Below are 15,636 nucleotides of genomic sequence, written 5' to 3' on the forward strand. Positions count from 1 at the left end.
GACGGAGCTATCAGTCGAGTGTTGCTTTGCTGCATCAACCCAAGCATGTGTGCTTCGAAACCTTGCTGATTTCGCGCATCTTGAACACCGTGACGTACCAATGGTTAGTGCCGAGCGCTGACCTATACAATGGTCCTTGGGATTGTGACTCGGTCCGATATAAAGTTTCAGAAGATTATGGAATCTACTCATGCAATCTTGGTGTCGTCACTACATCGTCAGGTAGGGGAAAAAGCTGCACGCATGAAGGGAGCGGGATTTAGTTTGACGATGCATTCGTGAACGACTTTCTTAACTTGATCATTATGTCACCTTACTGAAAACCGCTGCTGACAGACCGGCTGGCAAAGCTGTAGTCCGAATGAGCATACTACTCAGGGAGTGCGTTTCGGCCACTACCGTTTGCTGCTAGATCGCCGGCCGCTTCGCATTCACTCCGGATTAGTTTGGAGGCAGGAGGTCACTGCCGCGTGCTCGTATTAGGTTGTTTGCATGCTCAGCGGTACGCTGGACTGCTGATGCGTCACATTGGCCTACTGGCCTGTGAGTATCGATTGGAAGAATTGGGTCGATTTCGGCCAGTGCTGATCGGCAGCTATTGGCCGATAGCAGCCTATCGCTAAGGACTGCTATCGGCCCAGGCTGTGTCAAAACGTTTTTCACGTGCGACAGCTACTCAAAGCCAGACTGGAAACCGCTCTTCTACGCAAAATCCACATCTGCTGATGTGCCGATAAATTTCAGATTTAACGGTGAATCGCACACTTCGATTATGGCGACACGTTTTCACACTCTCTGTGCCATATGCAGCCGCTCAAGGAGTCTAGGAAACGAGGGACCATTCAGTGGGCCTTGATCCAGCCATGTATGGCGTACACACAATGAAACTCACTAAGGCATCACTGATCTATCGCAGGACGAAGAACCTGCGGGCGGTTCAGTTGCTGCTCGGCCATACGAAGCTGGAGAGTACTGTTCGATACCTAGAGATTTAGGTCGATGAAGCCCTAGAGATGGCGGAACAGACTGAGGTTTGACCTTACCCAATTTAAGGATTGAAGTGACTACTTGCGGAAGCGATCTTAAAAGTTGCGGAAGTGATCCTCAAATCACAGACATAAAAAAACCCCGCAGACCTTGATCTGCGGGGCTTTCGAATGTGGAGGCCGAAGCCGGAATCGAACCGGCGTGGGCGGATTTGCAATCCGCTGCATAACCATTTTGCTATTCGGCCAAATATTTTTGAAATTCAACATTCAAAATCAAAAATAAAATCTCGCTCGGACGATTCTATCGTCGCAAGCCTATGAATCTTCAGTCATTCAGGTGGTTGCCCTGAGCTGATGGCGCGCATTATGTACGAGAAGAACGATGCTGGCAACCCCCTGAATTCTAATAATTTTTAGTACATCTCTCAGCCCGCGTCCTCACGTCATAACCCTCCGGGTTCTGCTGACTCGCATCGTTCCTGAAGGTTGATTTGCACGTCCTACCAAACGTGTCACTTTTGCCTACAACCTAATTGGACTTTGGCCGACTTCCACTCACTAGGTGCTCACGTAAAGTCTCGCCGCCGTTAACGAACGGACTGACGCACTTTTTTGGAGCTTTGCAATGAACAAATTATGGATGTCTGCAGCTGCTGCTGTAGTGGTATTGGCTACGACTGGATGCATGAGCCACAACGTTAGCCAACCTAACGCTCCGATTGCAGGTACTGTAACTGCCGATCTGAAGGCAAACATTGATGTAGGCGGGGAAATTACTGGCCAGTCAACTTCAAACATTCTGTTTGGCGTGCTGAAAATCTCTGGCGACAGCCAGTTCGCAGACGGTGTGAGCTATGGTGGCCCTGCTCCAGCCTTCAGCCTGCCAGATCCAATCTCGGCTACTAAAGCTGCAGCTGCGTACAAAGCAGTCAAGAGCTCTGGCTCTGATTTGATCGTTGCCCCGCGCTATGCCGTGTCTGTTCAAGACTATTTCATCTTCAAAAAGGTGAATGTGACCGTGACTGGCAACAAAGGCAGCATCAAAAGCATCCGTTAAGTGAATGCATGTCCAGTCTGTCAGGCAATTGGTTCTCGGGCTGATTCCCCAGTCAGTACATACCCTACTTGCGCAGTTTCGCCTAATGAACTGTAAAAGCTAAAGTACCTATTGCCAGTCGGCTGGCCCGGCGGGACTCCTGTCCCGCCACCTACTCTCATATCACTACATTGCGGATAAAACGTACGGCAACATCGCCATCGTTTCGGTAAGCATGAGGCGTGTTACTGGGGTACATGTAAAACTCGTGCGCACCAAAATGCAGTACCTGATCGCCAATGACCAAGGTCAAGCAGCCTTCACATACGTAAAGCTGCTCACTCCAGCCTTCGGCATCTGCTTGAGACTGATACTGCTCCCCCGGCTCCAGCGTCCATTCCCACAACTCCACTTCCCTTTTGGCCTCTGCCTTGGCCAATAACACTGCCTTGCTTCGTGCAGTTGATACTGTCCAGGCCACTTCATTGATACGACTGGTATCTGCGGCCCCCGGCGCTTGTATCAAGTCACTAAATGCAACATCCAGCGCTTCGGCGACACGATCAAGTGTACTCAAGCTGACATTTTTCTCGCCCGCTTCAATGGCCACCAACATGCGACGGCTAACCCCGGACAGCTCAGCCAATGAACTCTGGCTCAAGTGCGCCACCAATCTCAGACGTCGTACGTTCTGACTGACATGTTGTAAAACCGATGCGCGCTGCAAATTTTCTTTGGGCACTATATTGCTCACCTTGTGGGGCTGCGCAGTATACTGCTCAGCTTTGGCGCATTGTGCGTCTCTCCACCGGCAGCGTGCAAGGCAATGACGATATTGAAACGCCCCAAACTGTTATCTCTTACGTCCCGTTTCAGCAAGGCCGAGTGTGTGCTGATCCTCATTACCATGGTCTGGGGTGTCACTTTTCTTCTCGTACAGCATGCGCTGACGTCAAGCGGGCCGATGTTTTTTGTCGGTCTGCGATTTGCCGCTGCAGCGCTGATGGTTGCCCTTTTTTCGATTCGCAACCTGCGCGGCATTACCGCACTGGAAATAAAGGCCGGGGTGTTTATAGGCGTGGCTATCATGTTCGGTTACGGTTTGCAAACCATTGGACTGCAAACAATTCCCAGTAGCCAGTCAGCTTTTATTACAGCCCTCTATGTGCCTTTCGTACCCCTCTTACAATGGTTGGTACTGGGACGCAGGCCCGGCCTGATGCCGAGTATAGGGATCGTTCTGGCATTTTCCGGATTGATGCTGTTGTCCGGCCCTGGCAGCGCATCGCTGAATTTCAGCTCAGGTGAAATTGCTACGCTGATCAGCGCTATTGCCATCGCTGCAGAAATAATCCTTATCAGCGCCTATGCTGGCAAAGTCGATGTTCGCCGAGTCACTGTCATACAACTGAGCACAGCGTCTATATTGGCTTTTTTGATGACAGTCCCCACACAGGAAACCATTCCTGATTTCTCATGGCTTCTATTAGCCAGCGCCCTTGGCTTGGGTGCTGCCAGTGCCGTGATTCAGGTCGCCATGAACTGGGCTCAGAAGAGCGTTTCGCCCACCCGCGCCACGCTAATTTATGCGGGAGAACCCGTCTGGGCCGGGATCGCAGGGCGTTTAGCCGGGGAGCGCTTGCCCGCCATAGCCTTGCTCGGTGCGGTGTTGATTGTTGCGGCAGTGATCGTGAGTGAGTTAAAACTCAAGGGTAAGGCCCTCGGTGATAACGAGGCGAAGCCAAACAATGAAGCCTGTGACTGATGCTCTACGCACTTTCCCACACTCTAATGCGCACATACAGGGAGGTAATTGAGCAGTGCCACTGACTCTTTGCACACATTTTGTAGGATTCATCTCCAGCTTCCTTATTGGTGATCGACCTGCCGCCACGTATGATCGCTCACAAACTCCTGCAGATTAGAAGCCTATGTCCCTGATAGTTCTACTGCTTCTGCCCTTTGTAGGCAGCTGTCTGGCGGCTGTTTTGCCGCACAACGCACGTAACAGTGAATCTCTGCTGGCCGGTCTGATTGCACTGATCGGTACAATCCAGGTTGCCTTGCTCTACCCGCAAATCGCCCACGGTGGCGTGATACGTGAAGAGTTTATGTGGCTGCCCAGTCTTGGGCTGAATTTCGTCCTGCGCATGGACGGGTTCGCATGGCTGTTCTCGATCCTTGTATTGGGGATCGGCACGTTGGTGTCGTTATATGCCCGCTATTACATGTCACCCGATGATCCGGTGCCGCGCTTCTTTGCTTTTTTTCTGGCCTTTATGGGGGCGATGCTCGGCCTGGTCATTTCAGGCAACTTGATCCAGATTGTATTTTTCTGGGAGCTCACCAGCCTTTTTTCTTTCTTGTTGATTGGTTATTGGCACCATCGCTCAGATGCCCGACGCGGCGCCTATATGGCGTTGATGGTCACAGGCGCTGGCGGATTGTGCTTGCTGGCGGGGGTCATGCTGCTTGGCCATGTCGTCGGCAGCTATGATCTGGATGCCGTGCTGGCAGCAGGCGACAAAATTCGCGCGCACAGCCTGTATCCGATTCTGCTCCCTCTCATTCTGATCGGCGCGCTGAGCAAAAGTGCGCAATTTCCTTTTCACTTCTGGTTGCCCCATGCGATGGCGGCCCCCACACCCGTCTCGGCTTATCTGCACTCGGCAACCATGGTCAAGGCCGGGGTGTTTCTGCTCGCCCGCCTCTGGCCTTCCCTTTCGGGCACGGAAGAATGGTTCTGGATCGTTAGCGGGGCTGGCGCCTGCACCCTGGTGCTCGGCGCCTACTGTGCAATGTTTCAAAACGACCTCAAGGGCTTGCTGGCTTATTCGACCATCAGTCACTTGGGTCTGATTACATTGCTGCTTGGCCTTAATAGCCCTTTGGCCGCTGTCGCTGCGGTGTTTCACATCCTTAACCACGCGACCTTCAAGGCTTCACTGTTTATGGCCGCGGGTATCATCGACCATGAATCGGGTACCCGGGACATCCGCAAACTGAGCGGTCTTTTCAAGCTAATGCCCTACACGGCGACGCTGGCCATGGTTGCCAGTGCCTCGATGGCGGGCGTGCCCCTGCTTAACGGCTTCCTGTCCAAAGAGATGTTCTTCGCCGAAACCGTCTTCATCAACTCCACCGCCTGGGTTGAAATCGCCTTGCCGGTGATCGCTACCATCGCCGGTACATTTAGCGTTGCCTACGCCCTGCGCTTTACCGTGGATGTGTTCTTCGGCCCACCGCCCACCGACTTACCGCTTACACCCCATGAGCCGCCGCGCTGGATGCGTGCCCCGGTTGAGCTGCTGGTGTTTACCTGCCTGATGGTCGGTATTTTTCCGGCGCAAACGGTCGGCCCATTGTTGGCCGCTGCGGCGCAACCGGTGGTAGGTGGTGAGTTGCCTGAGTACAGCCTGGCCATCTGGCACGGCTTGAATGCACCGATGATCATGAGCCTGATCGCCATGTCCGGCGGCATCCTGCTGTATGTAGTACTGCGCAAACAACTCAAACTGGGCCGTTATGCGTTGCCCCCACTGATCGGCTTCTTCAATGGCAAACGCTTCTTTGAGCGCAGCGTGGTGATACTGATGCGCTGGGCACGGCGCATTGAGCGGCGCATCAGCACTCAACGCCTGCAAAGTCAGTTGTTCCTGCTCATCGTGGTCGCAGTCATTGCTGGCTTGATTCCCATGTACAACAGCGGCCTTACCTGGGGCGACCGGCCGAAGATACCGGGCTCGATCGTCTTCGTGACTTTGTGGCTGCTGGCGATTGCCTGTGCATTGGGCGCAGCCTGGCAAGCCAAGTATCACCGTCTGGCAGCGCTGACCATGGTCAGTGTCTGCGGCCTTATGACCTGCGTGACCTTTGTATGGTTCTCGGCGCCGGATCTGGCACTGACCCAGTTGGTGGTCGAAGTGGTGACCACGGTGCTGATTCTGCTCGGTCTGCGCTGGCTGCCTCGCCGTATCGAAGAAGTCTCTCCACTGCCCGGCACGTTGCGCAAAGCGCGCATCCGCCGTCTGCGCGACTTGCTGTTGTCCACTGCGGTGGGCGGCGGCATGGCCTTGCTGTCTTACGCCATGCTGACGCGGCAGACCCCAAACGATATTTCCTCGTTTTACCTCAGTCGCGCTTTGCCCGAAGGCGGCGGCAGCAATGTGGTCAACGTCATGCTGGTGGACTTCCGGGGCTTCGATACCCTGGGTGAAATCACCGTACTGGCTGCCGTGGCGCTGACTGTTTTTGCCCTGTTACGTCGCTTCCGCCCTCCCAAAGAGAGCATGGAGTTGCCCGCCCAACAGCGCCTGCTGGCCAAGGACGTCGTGACTGATCTGGTTAATCCGCGCAGCGCCAGCGATACCGCACTGGGCTTTATGATGGTGCCTGCCGTGCTGGTGCGCTTACTGCTGCCGATTGCTTTTGTGGTGTCGATGTATCTGTTTATGCGTGGCCACAATCAGCCGGGTGGCGGTTTTGTCGCCGGTCTGGTGATGAGCGTCGCGTTTATTCTGCAATACATGGTGGCCGGTACGCAGTGGGTCGAAGCACAGATGAGTTTGCGTCCGCTGCGTTGGATGGGCACAGGCCTGCTGTGCGCCACACTGACCGGCATTGGTTCCATTCCGCTGGGCTATCCGTTTCTGACCACCCATACCGCACATTTCAACCTGCCATTGCTGGGCGACATCCACGTAGCCAGCGCACTGTTTTTCGATATAGGCGTGTACGCCGTCGTAGTCGGCGCCACCTTGCTGATCCTCACGGCGCTGGCGCACCAGTCTGTGCGCGCCCATCGTCCAGGCAACCAGCCTGGCGCTCAACCCAAGACGGGAGCCGCCTGATGGAAGAAGTCATTGCTATTGCAATCGGAGTACTCGCGGCGTCCGGCACTTGGCTGGTGCTGCGTCCGCGTACCTTTCAAGTGGTTATGGGCCTGTGTCTGCTGTCCTACGGGGTCAACCTGTTTATCTTCAGCATGGGCAGCCTGTTTATCGGCAAAGAGCCGGTGATCAAGGACGGCGTGCCACAAGACCTGCTCAATTACACAGACCCGTTGCCACAGGCTCTGGTGTTGACCGCCATCGTCATCAGTTTCGCCATGACCGCGCTGTTTCTGGTGGTCTTGCTGGCCTCTCGGGGCTTGACCGGTACCGACCACGTTGATGGCCGGGAGCCTAAAGAATGAATTTGATGCCCCATTTGATTGTCGCTCCCATTCTGCTGCCGCTGCTGACGGCTGCATGCATGCTGTTACTGGGTGAAAAACGTCGCCCGCTCAAGGCCCGAATCAATCTGATATCCACCCTGACGGGTGTGGGCATTGCAGTGCTGTTACTGCTCTGGACTCAGCAACAATCAGCGCCAGCAGCTATTGGCGTGTACCTGCCCAGCAACTGGAGTGTTCCGTTCGGGATTGCGCTGGTGGTGGACCGGTTATCCGCGTTGATGCTGGTGTTGACCTCAATCATGGCCAGCTGCGCACTGTTGTTTGCCATGGCGCGCTGGGACCGTGCCGGCGCCAGCTTTCATGCCCTGTTCCAGATCCAACTGATGGGCCTGTACGGCGCATTCCTGACTGCAGACATTTTCAACTTGTTTGTGTTCTTCGAAGTGCTTCTCGCCGCTTCCTATGGCTTGATGCTTCACGGCTCCGGCAAAGCACGCGTGTCCGCGGGACTGCATTACATCTCCATCAACCTGCTGGCGTCTTCTTTATTTCTGATCGGTGCGGCCTTGATCTACGGCGTCACGGGCACGCTGAACATGGCTGATCTGGCGCTTAAAATTCCACTGGTTCCAGAGGCCGATCGCGGCTTGCTGCACGCTGGCGCGGCCATTTTGGCCATCGCGTTTCTGGCCAAAGCCGGGATGTGGCCCCTTAATTTCTGGTTGGTCCCAGCCTATTCGGCGGCCAGCGCACCGGTCGCCGCCTTATTCGCGATCATGACCAAAGTCGGCGTGTACACCCTGCTGCGGTTATGGACACTGCTGTTTTCAGGTCAGGCCGGCGCATCGGCCTACTTTGGCAGTGACTGGCTAATTTACGGCGGCATGGCCACCATCGTCTGCGCCGCGATTGCCATTCTCGCGGCTCAACGCCTGGAACGCATGGCCAGCCTGAGCATTCTGGTGTCTGCCGGCATCCTGCTGTCTGCGATCGGTTTCGCCCAACCCAATCTGACCGCTGCTGCACTGTTTTATCTGATCAGTTCTTCATTGGCTTTGTGCGCTTTGTTCTTGCTGGCCGAGTTGATTGAGCGCTCACGCTCTTCCAACGAAATGATGCTGGAGGATGATGTCGGTCAACTGCCCGGCCTGATGGAATCATTGAACCCACCCAGAGGCACTAACCTGGATGACGAGCAAAAAGCTGTCGTCGGGCAGATCATCCCCTGGACCATGGCTTTTCTGGGGCTGAGTTTTATCGCATGCGCACTGCTGATCATTGGCATGCCGCCCCTCTCGGGCTTTATCGGCAAGCTCAGCCTGCTCAACGCATTGCTTAATCCTTCAGGGTTGGGAAATGCTTCCGACGCACCGATCTCGACGGCGGCATGGTGCCTTGTGGCCTTGTTGATACTCTCAGGTCTGGCGTCCTTGATTGCGTTCTCGCGAATGGGTATTCAGCGTTTCTGGACCCCACTTGAGCGGCCCTCCCCCTTACTGCGCCGCTATGAGTACATCCCCATTGTGGTGCTGCTGGGTTTGACCGTGATGCTCACCTTCAAAGCCGAGCCCGTGTTGAATTACGCATACGCCGCTGCCGACAGCCTGAATAATCCCGAGCATTACGTCATGTCGGTGATAGGCACGCGCCCCATTCCGAGCCCGGAAGCCAAGGCGGCGATGCTGGAGGTACAGCCATGAAGCGTCTTTTCCCTGCGCCATGGTTGTCGTTGTCGCTATGGGCGTTGTGGTTGCTGCTCAATCTCTCACTGAGTGCCGGCAACTTGTTACTCGGTGCAGCGCTGGGTTTTCTTGCGCCAATGATGTTCGCGCCCCTGCGGCCTCTGCCTATTCGTATTCGCCGACCGGGCGTGATCCTCAAACTGTTCTTTTTGGTGGGCCACGACGTTGTAGTCTCCAATATTGCTGTCGCCTGGGGCGTGCTCACGGCGGGCAAGAAACCACCACGCTCGCGGTTCATCAAAATTCCGCTGGATTTGCGCGATGCCAACGGGTTGGCTGCCTTGTCGATGATCACTACGGTGGTGCCGGGGACTATCTGGTCAGAACTGGCGCTGGATCGCAGCGTACTGCTGTTGCATGTGTTCGACCTGGATGACGAAGCGACGTTTATCGAGCATTTCAAAACGGCCTACGAACGCCCCCTCATGGAGATCTTTGAATGAGTGCTCTGCTCTCCAATGCCATCTTGCTCAGCCTGTTTATCTTCAGCGTGGCCATGGTGCTGACCGTGATCCGGCTGTTCAAAGGGCCGTCTGCTCAGGATCGGGTACTGGCGCTCGACTACTTGTACATCCTGGCGATGCTGATGATGCTCGTGCTGGGCATCCGTTACGCCAGTGACACCTATTTTGAAGGCGCACTGCTGATTGCCCTGTTTGGCTTTGTCGGGTCGTTTGCGCTGGCCAAATTCCTCTTGCGAGGCGAGGTAATCGAATGAATTCAATCAGCGAGTTGTCACTGTGGATTGAAATACCCGTGGCCGTGTTGTTGGTGCTGAGCAGTCTGTTTGCTTTGTGCGGCGCTATCGGGCTGTTGCGTCTTAAAGACTTTTTTCAGCGCATGCACCCACCCGCACTGGCCTCTACCTTAGGCGCCTGGTGCGTGGCACTGGCCTCAATCCTGTATTTCTCGGCGCTCAAGTCGACGCCGGTGCTGCACGCCTGGCTGATCCCGATACTCTTGGCGATCACGGTACCCGTAACGACGTTGCTACTGGCTCGCACGTCTTTGTTTCGCAAGCGCATGGCCGGCGAAGATGTGCCCCCGGAAGTCAGCAGTGGCGGGCGCAATGAAGGCGGGAGCTAATCCTTTTAGCTCCCACCCGGGTTTACATCCAGCCCAACCAGCTCCAATACGTCGCGCCAAACAGCAGCATCAGTAAGTAACCCACGGCTGTGACAATCAATCCCACCTTGGCGAACTGTTTGGCGGTGAAGGTCTGCGTGCCCAGACAGACCATGTTTTGCGGCGCGTTGATGGGCAGAATAAAGCCGTAACTGACCACAAAGCCGAGCAACATGGTCATGCCCAACCGATTGAATTCCCCCGGCAAGGTTTGCAGCACGGCGATCAAAATCGGCAACAGCGCTGAGGTCAAAGCCGTGGCACTGGCAAAGCCCAAGTGAATCAGAATCAGAAACGCGCCCAGAATGGCGAAAATCCCCAATGGTCCCACCTGATCCAGCCCGGTGTTCTCCACCACCTGGGCACCTAGCCATTGTCCGGCTTGGGTGGTCAGCAACGCGGTGCCCAAGCTGATTCCGACCCCGAACACAATGACCGTGCCCCACGGGATACGCGACTGAACATCTTTCCAGGTCATGACGCCGTAGCGCGGCAACAGTAAAAACACCAACCCGGCATACGTGGTCGAGGTGGTGTCAAAGCTGTGCAGTTTGCCCTCAGTGGCCCATGCCAGCAGCAAAGCAATAGAGACCGCCATCAAGCGTTTCTGCGGCGCCGTCATCGGGCCCAACTCGGCCAGCGATTGTTCAACCGCTTCCTTGCCACCGGGAATGCTGTCGCTTTCCGGTGGCAGCAGCTTCAGCACCACAAACAGCAGCACCGCCGACATGATGATGGCCCACGGCGCACCTGCAATCAGCCAGTCGAGCCAGTTCACCCGCTCGCCGAGCATTTTGTCCATAAAGCCCACGGTCAGCAGGTTCTGCGCCGCGGCGGTTTGAATACCGACGTTCCAGATACTGGTGCCCTGAGCCACGACGATCATGATGCCAGCGGCGATATTGGAGCGTTTATCCACGCCAAAGGCGAGGATCACACCCATCATGATCGGCACCACACACGCACTGCGAGCGGTGGCGCTGGGCACCACCAGACTGAGCAGGATGGTCACTGCAATGGCGCCCAGCAAAATGCGCCGGGTGCTGGTGCCAATACGCGACAGCGTCACCAGCGCGATACGCCGGTCCAGTCCGGTGTGGGTCATGGCAGCGGCAATAAACAAGGCGCCAGCTACCAGCGCCAGCGCCGCGTTGGAGAACCCGGTCAACGCCATGGTGATGCCGGCATTGGTGCCATACAGCTTGCTCGGGTCTTGCAGCGTGGGGGCCATGCCAATCAAGAACGCCATCAACGACGTGATCATGATTGCACTGGCTTCGTAAGACACCGCCTCGGTGATCCACACCACTACAGCAAACGCCAGAATGGCCAGCATGCGATGCCCGGCGACGGGCAAGTCGGCGGGTAATGGCAACAACAACACGCCCACCATTACCAGCACGGCAATCACCAAGCCTAACGGCAGTTTCATTTTTGCCGTGGATGGCTGCGGGGTGGTTGCGGGTGCGCTCATGGCCTTCTCCTTATGCTTGAAAACGCATGGAGCATAGGCCAAGACTGACAGGCAGGCCTTGATAAGGGTCAAGCGCCCTCACCCGGCATCGGTTACTTGACCAGGCGCACTTCCTTGGAAGGCCTGTAGCCAAAATACGCGCTGTAACACTTACTGAAGTGACTGGGAGACACAAACCCGCAGGCCACCAACACGTCAACCTGCGACAGCTCAGTGTGTTGCAACAGTCGGCGCGCTTCGGTGATGCGCAGCTCCAGGTAATAGCGTTGTGGCGTGGTGCCCAACTGCTCTTTGAACAAGCGTTCGAGCTGACGCCGGGAACGCCCCACGTAGACTGCCAACTGCTCCAGCTCCAACGGCTCTTCCAGGTTGGCGTCCATCAACTTGACGACTTCACGCAGCGGCGCGCTCACGCAAATGTTTTCGGCAGGCTTGATGCGCCGATAGCGTGACTCTTCAAACGCGAGAATGTCCTCAATCCCTTCGATCAACGCCTTGTCGTGCAGCCCCTTGATCCAGCCCAGTGCCATCTGAAAGACACCGGTCGGGCTGGAAGCGGTCAGTCGATCACGGTCAATCACAAAAGGCTCACTGGTGACCTGCGCGGTTTTGGCCACTTCAGCCAGTGCGGGTCGATGCTCGGGGTGAATAGCACAGCGGTAGCCATCCAGCAGCCCGGCGCTGGCGAGAAACCAGGCACCGTTCCATAAACCGCCCAAGGTAATACCCGCCTGAGCAGCCGCCCTGAGCAGGTGAGTCAGTTCGTCGTGGGCGTTCAATTCAGTGCGGTAGCCACCGCAAATAACCAGCAAGTCCAGCTCGTGAACGATCGCCGGGGTAATCCGGGCATCCGGCCTGATCACCAGCCCCAAATCACTCACCACCTCGCCATCACTCAACCCATACGTGCGCGATGAAAATAGACCGGCGCGCAGCAGATTGGCCGTGATGATCGTGTCCAGTGCCTGGGTAAATGCGGGCAGCGAGAAATGTTCAAGCAGCACAAAGCCGGTGCGCACCAGTGGGCCCGTTGTGCTGGGTGTGTCTTTCACAAAGCGCAGGTTTTTACCCTGCATGCCGCCGCTGAATTGACGTCGTTCGATCAAGGCTCGATCCATTTACTGAGGTGGGCGATCACGCATTTCAATGCGTTTATTTGTGGACGCAATGCTAACCGCCAACAGCCTAAAAAGCTTGCGCTGAAGGCGCCGCAAAACCCGTCGAGCTCAACCCAGCGTGCGTGGCGAATGACGTTGCAACACGCCGCGCGACAACCGATCGAGCAACAGCGCAACTGCCACAATCGCCAGCCCTGCACGCAAGCCCAACCCCATCTCCATTCGGGTCAACCCCCGAGTCACTTCCGCCCCCAGTCCGCCTGCGCCCACCAACCCTGCCAGCACCACCATCGCCAGTGACATCAAGATGCACTGGTTCAACCCTACCAACAGCGTTGGCGCGGCGGTCGGCAGTTCGATCTTGAACAAAATCGCCCTCGGCGATGCGCCCATGGCCTGCCCCAATTCAAGCAAGTCCTTGGGCAGTTGCTTGAACGCCAACGTGGTCAGCCTGAGCATGGGCGGAATGCCATAGACGATGGTGGCAATAATCGCTGGCACCTGCCCAAGGCTGAACAGCATCACGGCGGGAATCAGGTACACCCACGGCGGCACGGTTTGCATGATGTTAAGCAGCGGCAGCAGGATGTCGTCTACCCGCTTGACCCGCGCAGCCAGCACGCCGAGGGGAAAAGCGATGGCCACCGACAGCAGTACCGACACTGAAACCAGCGCGATGGTCTGCATGGACGCCACCCAAAGCCCTGAGAACAGACAAAACGCCAGCATCAAGACGGAAAAAATCGTCACGTTACGATGGGTGAAGACCCAGGCCAGTACACCCACCAGCGCAATCAGCACATAAGGATGAGGCGCCAGCAACGCACCTTCTACTACACCCAGTACCGCTTCAATCACCTGCCCGATGCCTTTGAATACGCCATGAAAATGGGTGTTGAGCCAATCGACCCCCGGCGCCAGGTATTCGCCCGGGGAGAAATACACACTTGATGTACTCATTGAGCTGCTCCCGTGCGAGTCAGTGCTGCACTTTGTGCCAAGCGATCAAGGATCAGGGTCAAAATGACAATGGCGATGGCCGCGTTGATTGACTGGGCAATATTGAGCGTACGAATGGCGCCGTAGATGGCCTCACCCAGCCCGCCTGAGCCGACAATCCCGGCGATCACCACCATGCCGAAGGCCATCATCAAACTTTGGTTGATGCCGGTCATGATGCTGGGCATGGCAAACGGCAAACGAATCTTGAAAAACATCTGCCAGCCGGTAACGCCGCTGGCTTCGCCCAATTCGATAAATTCACGCGGGGTCATGCGGATACCCAACGAGGTCAGGCGTAGGGCCGGGGGCAAAGCGACAATAAACGTCGCCAACAATGCCGTGGCCGAGCCATACCCAAGCAAGGCAATCGCCGGTAGCAAGTAGATATAGGGTGGCAAGGTTTGCACCAGATCCAGACACGGATCGACGACGCGGTCAAAACGCGGGGTCAACCCCGCCAGCACACCCAGCGGCACAGCCACCAGCAGTGCCAGCAACGTGGCAGTGAGCACCAGCGCAAGGGTGCTCACTGTCTGCGGCCACAAGCCCATAAGGTTGCAAAACACTAACGCCCCCCCTGCCAGAATGGCAAAACGCAGCCCGACTATGCGCCAACCAATCAACGCCACCATCAGTGCGATGACGTAATACGGTGCAAATGCAATGCACCACTGCACCGCTTCGTAGGCACTTTTAAGTCCGGAGTTAAGGGCGCTAAACAACCACTCGCCGTTATCCATCAGCCATTCGAGGGCTGAATCGACTGTGCTATCGAAGGGTTTGGCAAAGTCCGGGATGCTCATAGGGAAGGCTCCAGCTCATGGGCCGCAGGGCTTGCCACACCCTCATTGGGAATGCCTTGCACGCCACGCAACAGGTCGCGTGGCGTAATGATGCCGACGACCGTCCGGTTATCGACCACCGCGAGCGCATCACGATCGGACTTCATGGTCAGCTCGATCAATTCGTCGATATCGGCTTCAGGTGTGGTTTTGCTCAGGCGGGCAATATCGCACCCGGGATGTGCGGCCTTATAGGCGTCCACCGGGGTCATCACCGAATGAGCCTTGACCAGATGCAGCCGGGAAATCCCTGCCACAAATTCGGCCACATAATCGTCGGCCGGGTTGAGCACAATCTCTTCGGCCGTGCCGACTTGAATGATTGCACCGTCTTTCATGATGGCGATGCGATCTCCAATGCGGATGGCCTCGTCCAGATCGTGGGTGATAAAGACGGCCGACTTGCCCAACTCCTTGGTCAACTGCCGGAACTCGTCCTGCAACTGCCGACGAATCAACGGATCAAGCGCGCTGAAAGGTTCATCCATCAATATCACTTCCGGATCAGCGGTCAGTGCTCGCGCCAGTCCGACCCGCTGCTGCATACCGCCCGACAGCTCGTTGGGGTAGCGCGATGCCCAATCGCTCAAGCCGACTTTTGCCAGCGATTGCTCGGCCACCAGATTGCGCTGAGTCTTGCCGACGCCCTGCACTTCCAGGCCAAAGGCGGTGTTTTCCAGCACGGTGCGGTTGGGCAGCAAGGCCACACTCTGGAACACCATGCTGATGTGTTTGGCCCGCACCTCCCGTAGCTGTGCAGGACTGAGCGAGGTTAAATCCTTGCCCTTGACCAGAATCTTTCCGGCGCTGGGTTCAATCAACTTGTTAAGCAGCCTGATCAACGTGGATTTGCCACTGCCGGACAACCCCATAATGCAAAAAATCTCGCCTCGTCGAACGTGAAGACTGACGTCGGACACGCCGACCACACACCCGTAGTTTTGCAAGATCTGGGTTTTTGACAGCCCCTGATTAACCACCGCATCCATGGCAGCAGGCGCTTGTTTACCAAAAATTTTCCAGACCGACTGGCAATCCACCAGTACTTCGTTAGTGTCAATTTTAGCCGTAGTCATATCGTAACCCGTCGAACCAGTTTGACCTGATTTCTCTAATTAATCGTAGGGCGGCA

Annotated in this window: 14 protein-coding genes, 1 tRNA gene and 1 pseudogene; 9 read left to right on the forward strand and 7 right to left on the reverse strand. The window is 56.2% G+C overall.

What is annotated here, in order from left to right:
- Nucleotides 1-842: 842 nt before the first annotated feature.
- Nucleotides 843-995 (forward strand): annotated as a pseudogene (locus tag GHN86_RS13880) (integrase); the annotation flags it as partial.
- Nucleotides 996-1,160: 165 nt separating this feature from the next.
- On the opposite strand, the gene GHN86_RS13885 reads toward GHN86_RS13880, so the two are convergent.
- Nucleotides 1,161-1,234: transfer RNA gene (locus GHN86_RS13885), tRNA-Cys, on the reverse strand.
- A 380-nt stretch (nucleotides 1,235-1,614) separates the two neighbouring features.
- On the opposite strand from GHN86_RS13885, the gene GHN86_RS13890 reads away from it, so the two are divergent.
- Nucleotides 1,615-2,046: a hypothetical protein gene (locus GHN86_RS13890; RefSeq protein WP_153380507.1), complete on the forward strand. Its 432-nt coding sequence runs from the start codon at nucleotides 1,615-1,617 to the stop codon at nucleotides 2,044-2,046.
- A 157-nt stretch (nucleotides 2,047-2,203) separates the two neighbouring features.
- Here GHN86_RS13890 and GHN86_RS13895 read toward each other — a convergent pair whose 3' ends face one another.
- Nucleotides 2,204-2,767: an XRE family transcriptional regulator gene (locus GHN86_RS13895; protein WP_323369979.1), complete on the reverse strand. Its 564-nt coding sequence runs from the start codon at nucleotides 2,765-2,767 to the stop codon at nucleotides 2,204-2,206.
- A gap of 93 nt (nucleotides 2,768-2,860) precedes the next feature.
- On the opposite strand from GHN86_RS13895, the gene GHN86_RS13900 reads away from it, so the two are divergent.
- From GHN86_RS13900 to GHN86_RS13930, 7 genes are all read left to right on the forward strand, one after another.
- A complete protein-coding gene (locus GHN86_RS13900) occupies nucleotides 2,861-3,790 on the forward strand; it encodes a DMT family transporter (RefSeq protein ID WP_397462598.1) in 930 nt (309 codons plus the stop codon).
- A 166-nt stretch (nucleotides 3,791-3,956) separates the two neighbouring features.
- The gene (locus GHN86_RS13905) at nucleotides 3,957-6,875 is read left to right on the forward strand and encodes a monovalent cation/H+ antiporter subunit A (RefSeq protein WP_153380503.1); all 2,919 of its coding nucleotides are present in this window, start codon (nucleotides 3,957-3,959) and stop codon (nucleotides 6,873-6,875) included.
- Nucleotides 6,875-7,219 (forward strand): Na+/H+ antiporter subunit C, encoded by a 345-nt coding sequence (locus GHN86_RS13910; protein ID WP_003446102.1) that lies wholly within the window; start codon nucleotides 6,875-6,877, stop codon nucleotides 7,217-7,219. The genes GHN86_RS13905 and GHN86_RS13910 overlap by 1 nt, the downstream gene beginning before the upstream one ends.
- Entirely contained in the window at nucleotides 7,216-8,901 is a 1,686-nt protein-coding gene (locus tag GHN86_RS13915; protein WP_153380501.1) for a monovalent cation/H+ antiporter subunit D, read from the forward strand. The genes GHN86_RS13910 and GHN86_RS13915 overlap by 4 nt, the downstream gene beginning before the upstream one ends.
- Nucleotides 8,898-9,386, forward strand: a complete 489-nt coding sequence (locus GHN86_RS13920; protein WP_153380499.1) for a Na+/H+ antiporter subunit E — start codon at nucleotides 8,898-8,900, stop codon at nucleotides 9,384-9,386. The genes GHN86_RS13915 and GHN86_RS13920 overlap by 4 nt, the downstream gene beginning before the upstream one ends.
- Nucleotides 9,383-9,661, forward strand: coding sequence for a K+/H+ antiporter subunit F (locus tag GHN86_RS13925; protein WP_122782357.1), 279 nt, complete (start codon nucleotides 9,383-9,385; stop codon nucleotides 9,659-9,661). Before GHN86_RS13920 ends, GHN86_RS13925 begins: the two co-directional genes overlap by 4 nt.
- Complete coding sequence (locus GHN86_RS13930; RefSeq protein ID WP_153380496.1) at nucleotides 9,658-10,029, forward strand: Na+/H+ antiporter subunit G; 372 nt, start codon at nucleotides 9,658-9,660, stop codon at nucleotides 10,027-10,029. The genes GHN86_RS13925 and GHN86_RS13930 overlap by 4 nt, the downstream gene beginning before the upstream one ends.
- 22 nt (nucleotides 10,030-10,051) lie before the next feature.
- Here the strand turns inward: GHN86_RS13930 and GHN86_RS13935 are convergent, their stop codons facing one another.
- The 5 genes from GHN86_RS13935 to GHN86_RS13955 form a co-directional block, all read right to left on the reverse strand.
- Nucleotides 10,052-11,542: a DASS family sodium-coupled anion symporter gene (locus GHN86_RS13935; protein WP_153386755.1), complete on the reverse strand. Its 1,491-nt coding sequence runs from the start codon at nucleotides 11,540-11,542 to the stop codon at nucleotides 10,052-10,054.
- 92 nt (nucleotides 11,543-11,634) lie between these two features.
- Nucleotides 11,635-12,660: a GlxA family transcriptional regulator gene (locus GHN86_RS13940; RefSeq protein WP_153386757.1), complete on the reverse strand. Its 1,026-nt coding sequence runs from the start codon at nucleotides 12,658-12,660 to the stop codon at nucleotides 11,635-11,637.
- Between the two features lie 108 nt (nucleotides 12,661-12,768).
- Nucleotides 12,769-13,620, reverse strand: coding sequence for an ABC transporter permease (locus GHN86_RS13945; RefSeq protein WP_153380490.1), 852 nt, complete (start codon nucleotides 13,618-13,620; stop codon nucleotides 12,769-12,771).
- The gene (locus tag GHN86_RS13950) at nucleotides 13,617-14,465 is read right to left on the reverse strand and encodes an ABC transporter permease (protein WP_153380488.1); all 849 of its coding nucleotides are present in this window, start codon (nucleotides 14,463-14,465) and stop codon (nucleotides 13,617-13,619) included. The genes GHN86_RS13945 and GHN86_RS13950 overlap by 4 nt, the downstream gene beginning before the upstream one ends.
- Nucleotides 14,462-15,580: a quaternary amine ABC transporter ATP-binding protein gene (locus GHN86_RS13955; RefSeq protein ID WP_153386759.1), complete on the reverse strand. Its 1,119-nt coding sequence runs from the start codon at nucleotides 15,578-15,580 to the stop codon at nucleotides 14,462-14,464. The genes GHN86_RS13950 and GHN86_RS13955 overlap by 4 nt, the downstream gene beginning before the upstream one ends.
- Nucleotides 15,581-15,636: the final 56 nt, after the last annotated feature.

The sequence above is a fragment of the Pseudomonas helleri genome (genome assembly GCF_009600315.1).
In the GTDB taxonomy this organism is placed as follows: domain Bacteria; phylum Pseudomonadota; class Gammaproteobacteria; order Pseudomonadales; family Pseudomonadaceae; genus Aquipseudomonas; species Aquipseudomonas helleri_A.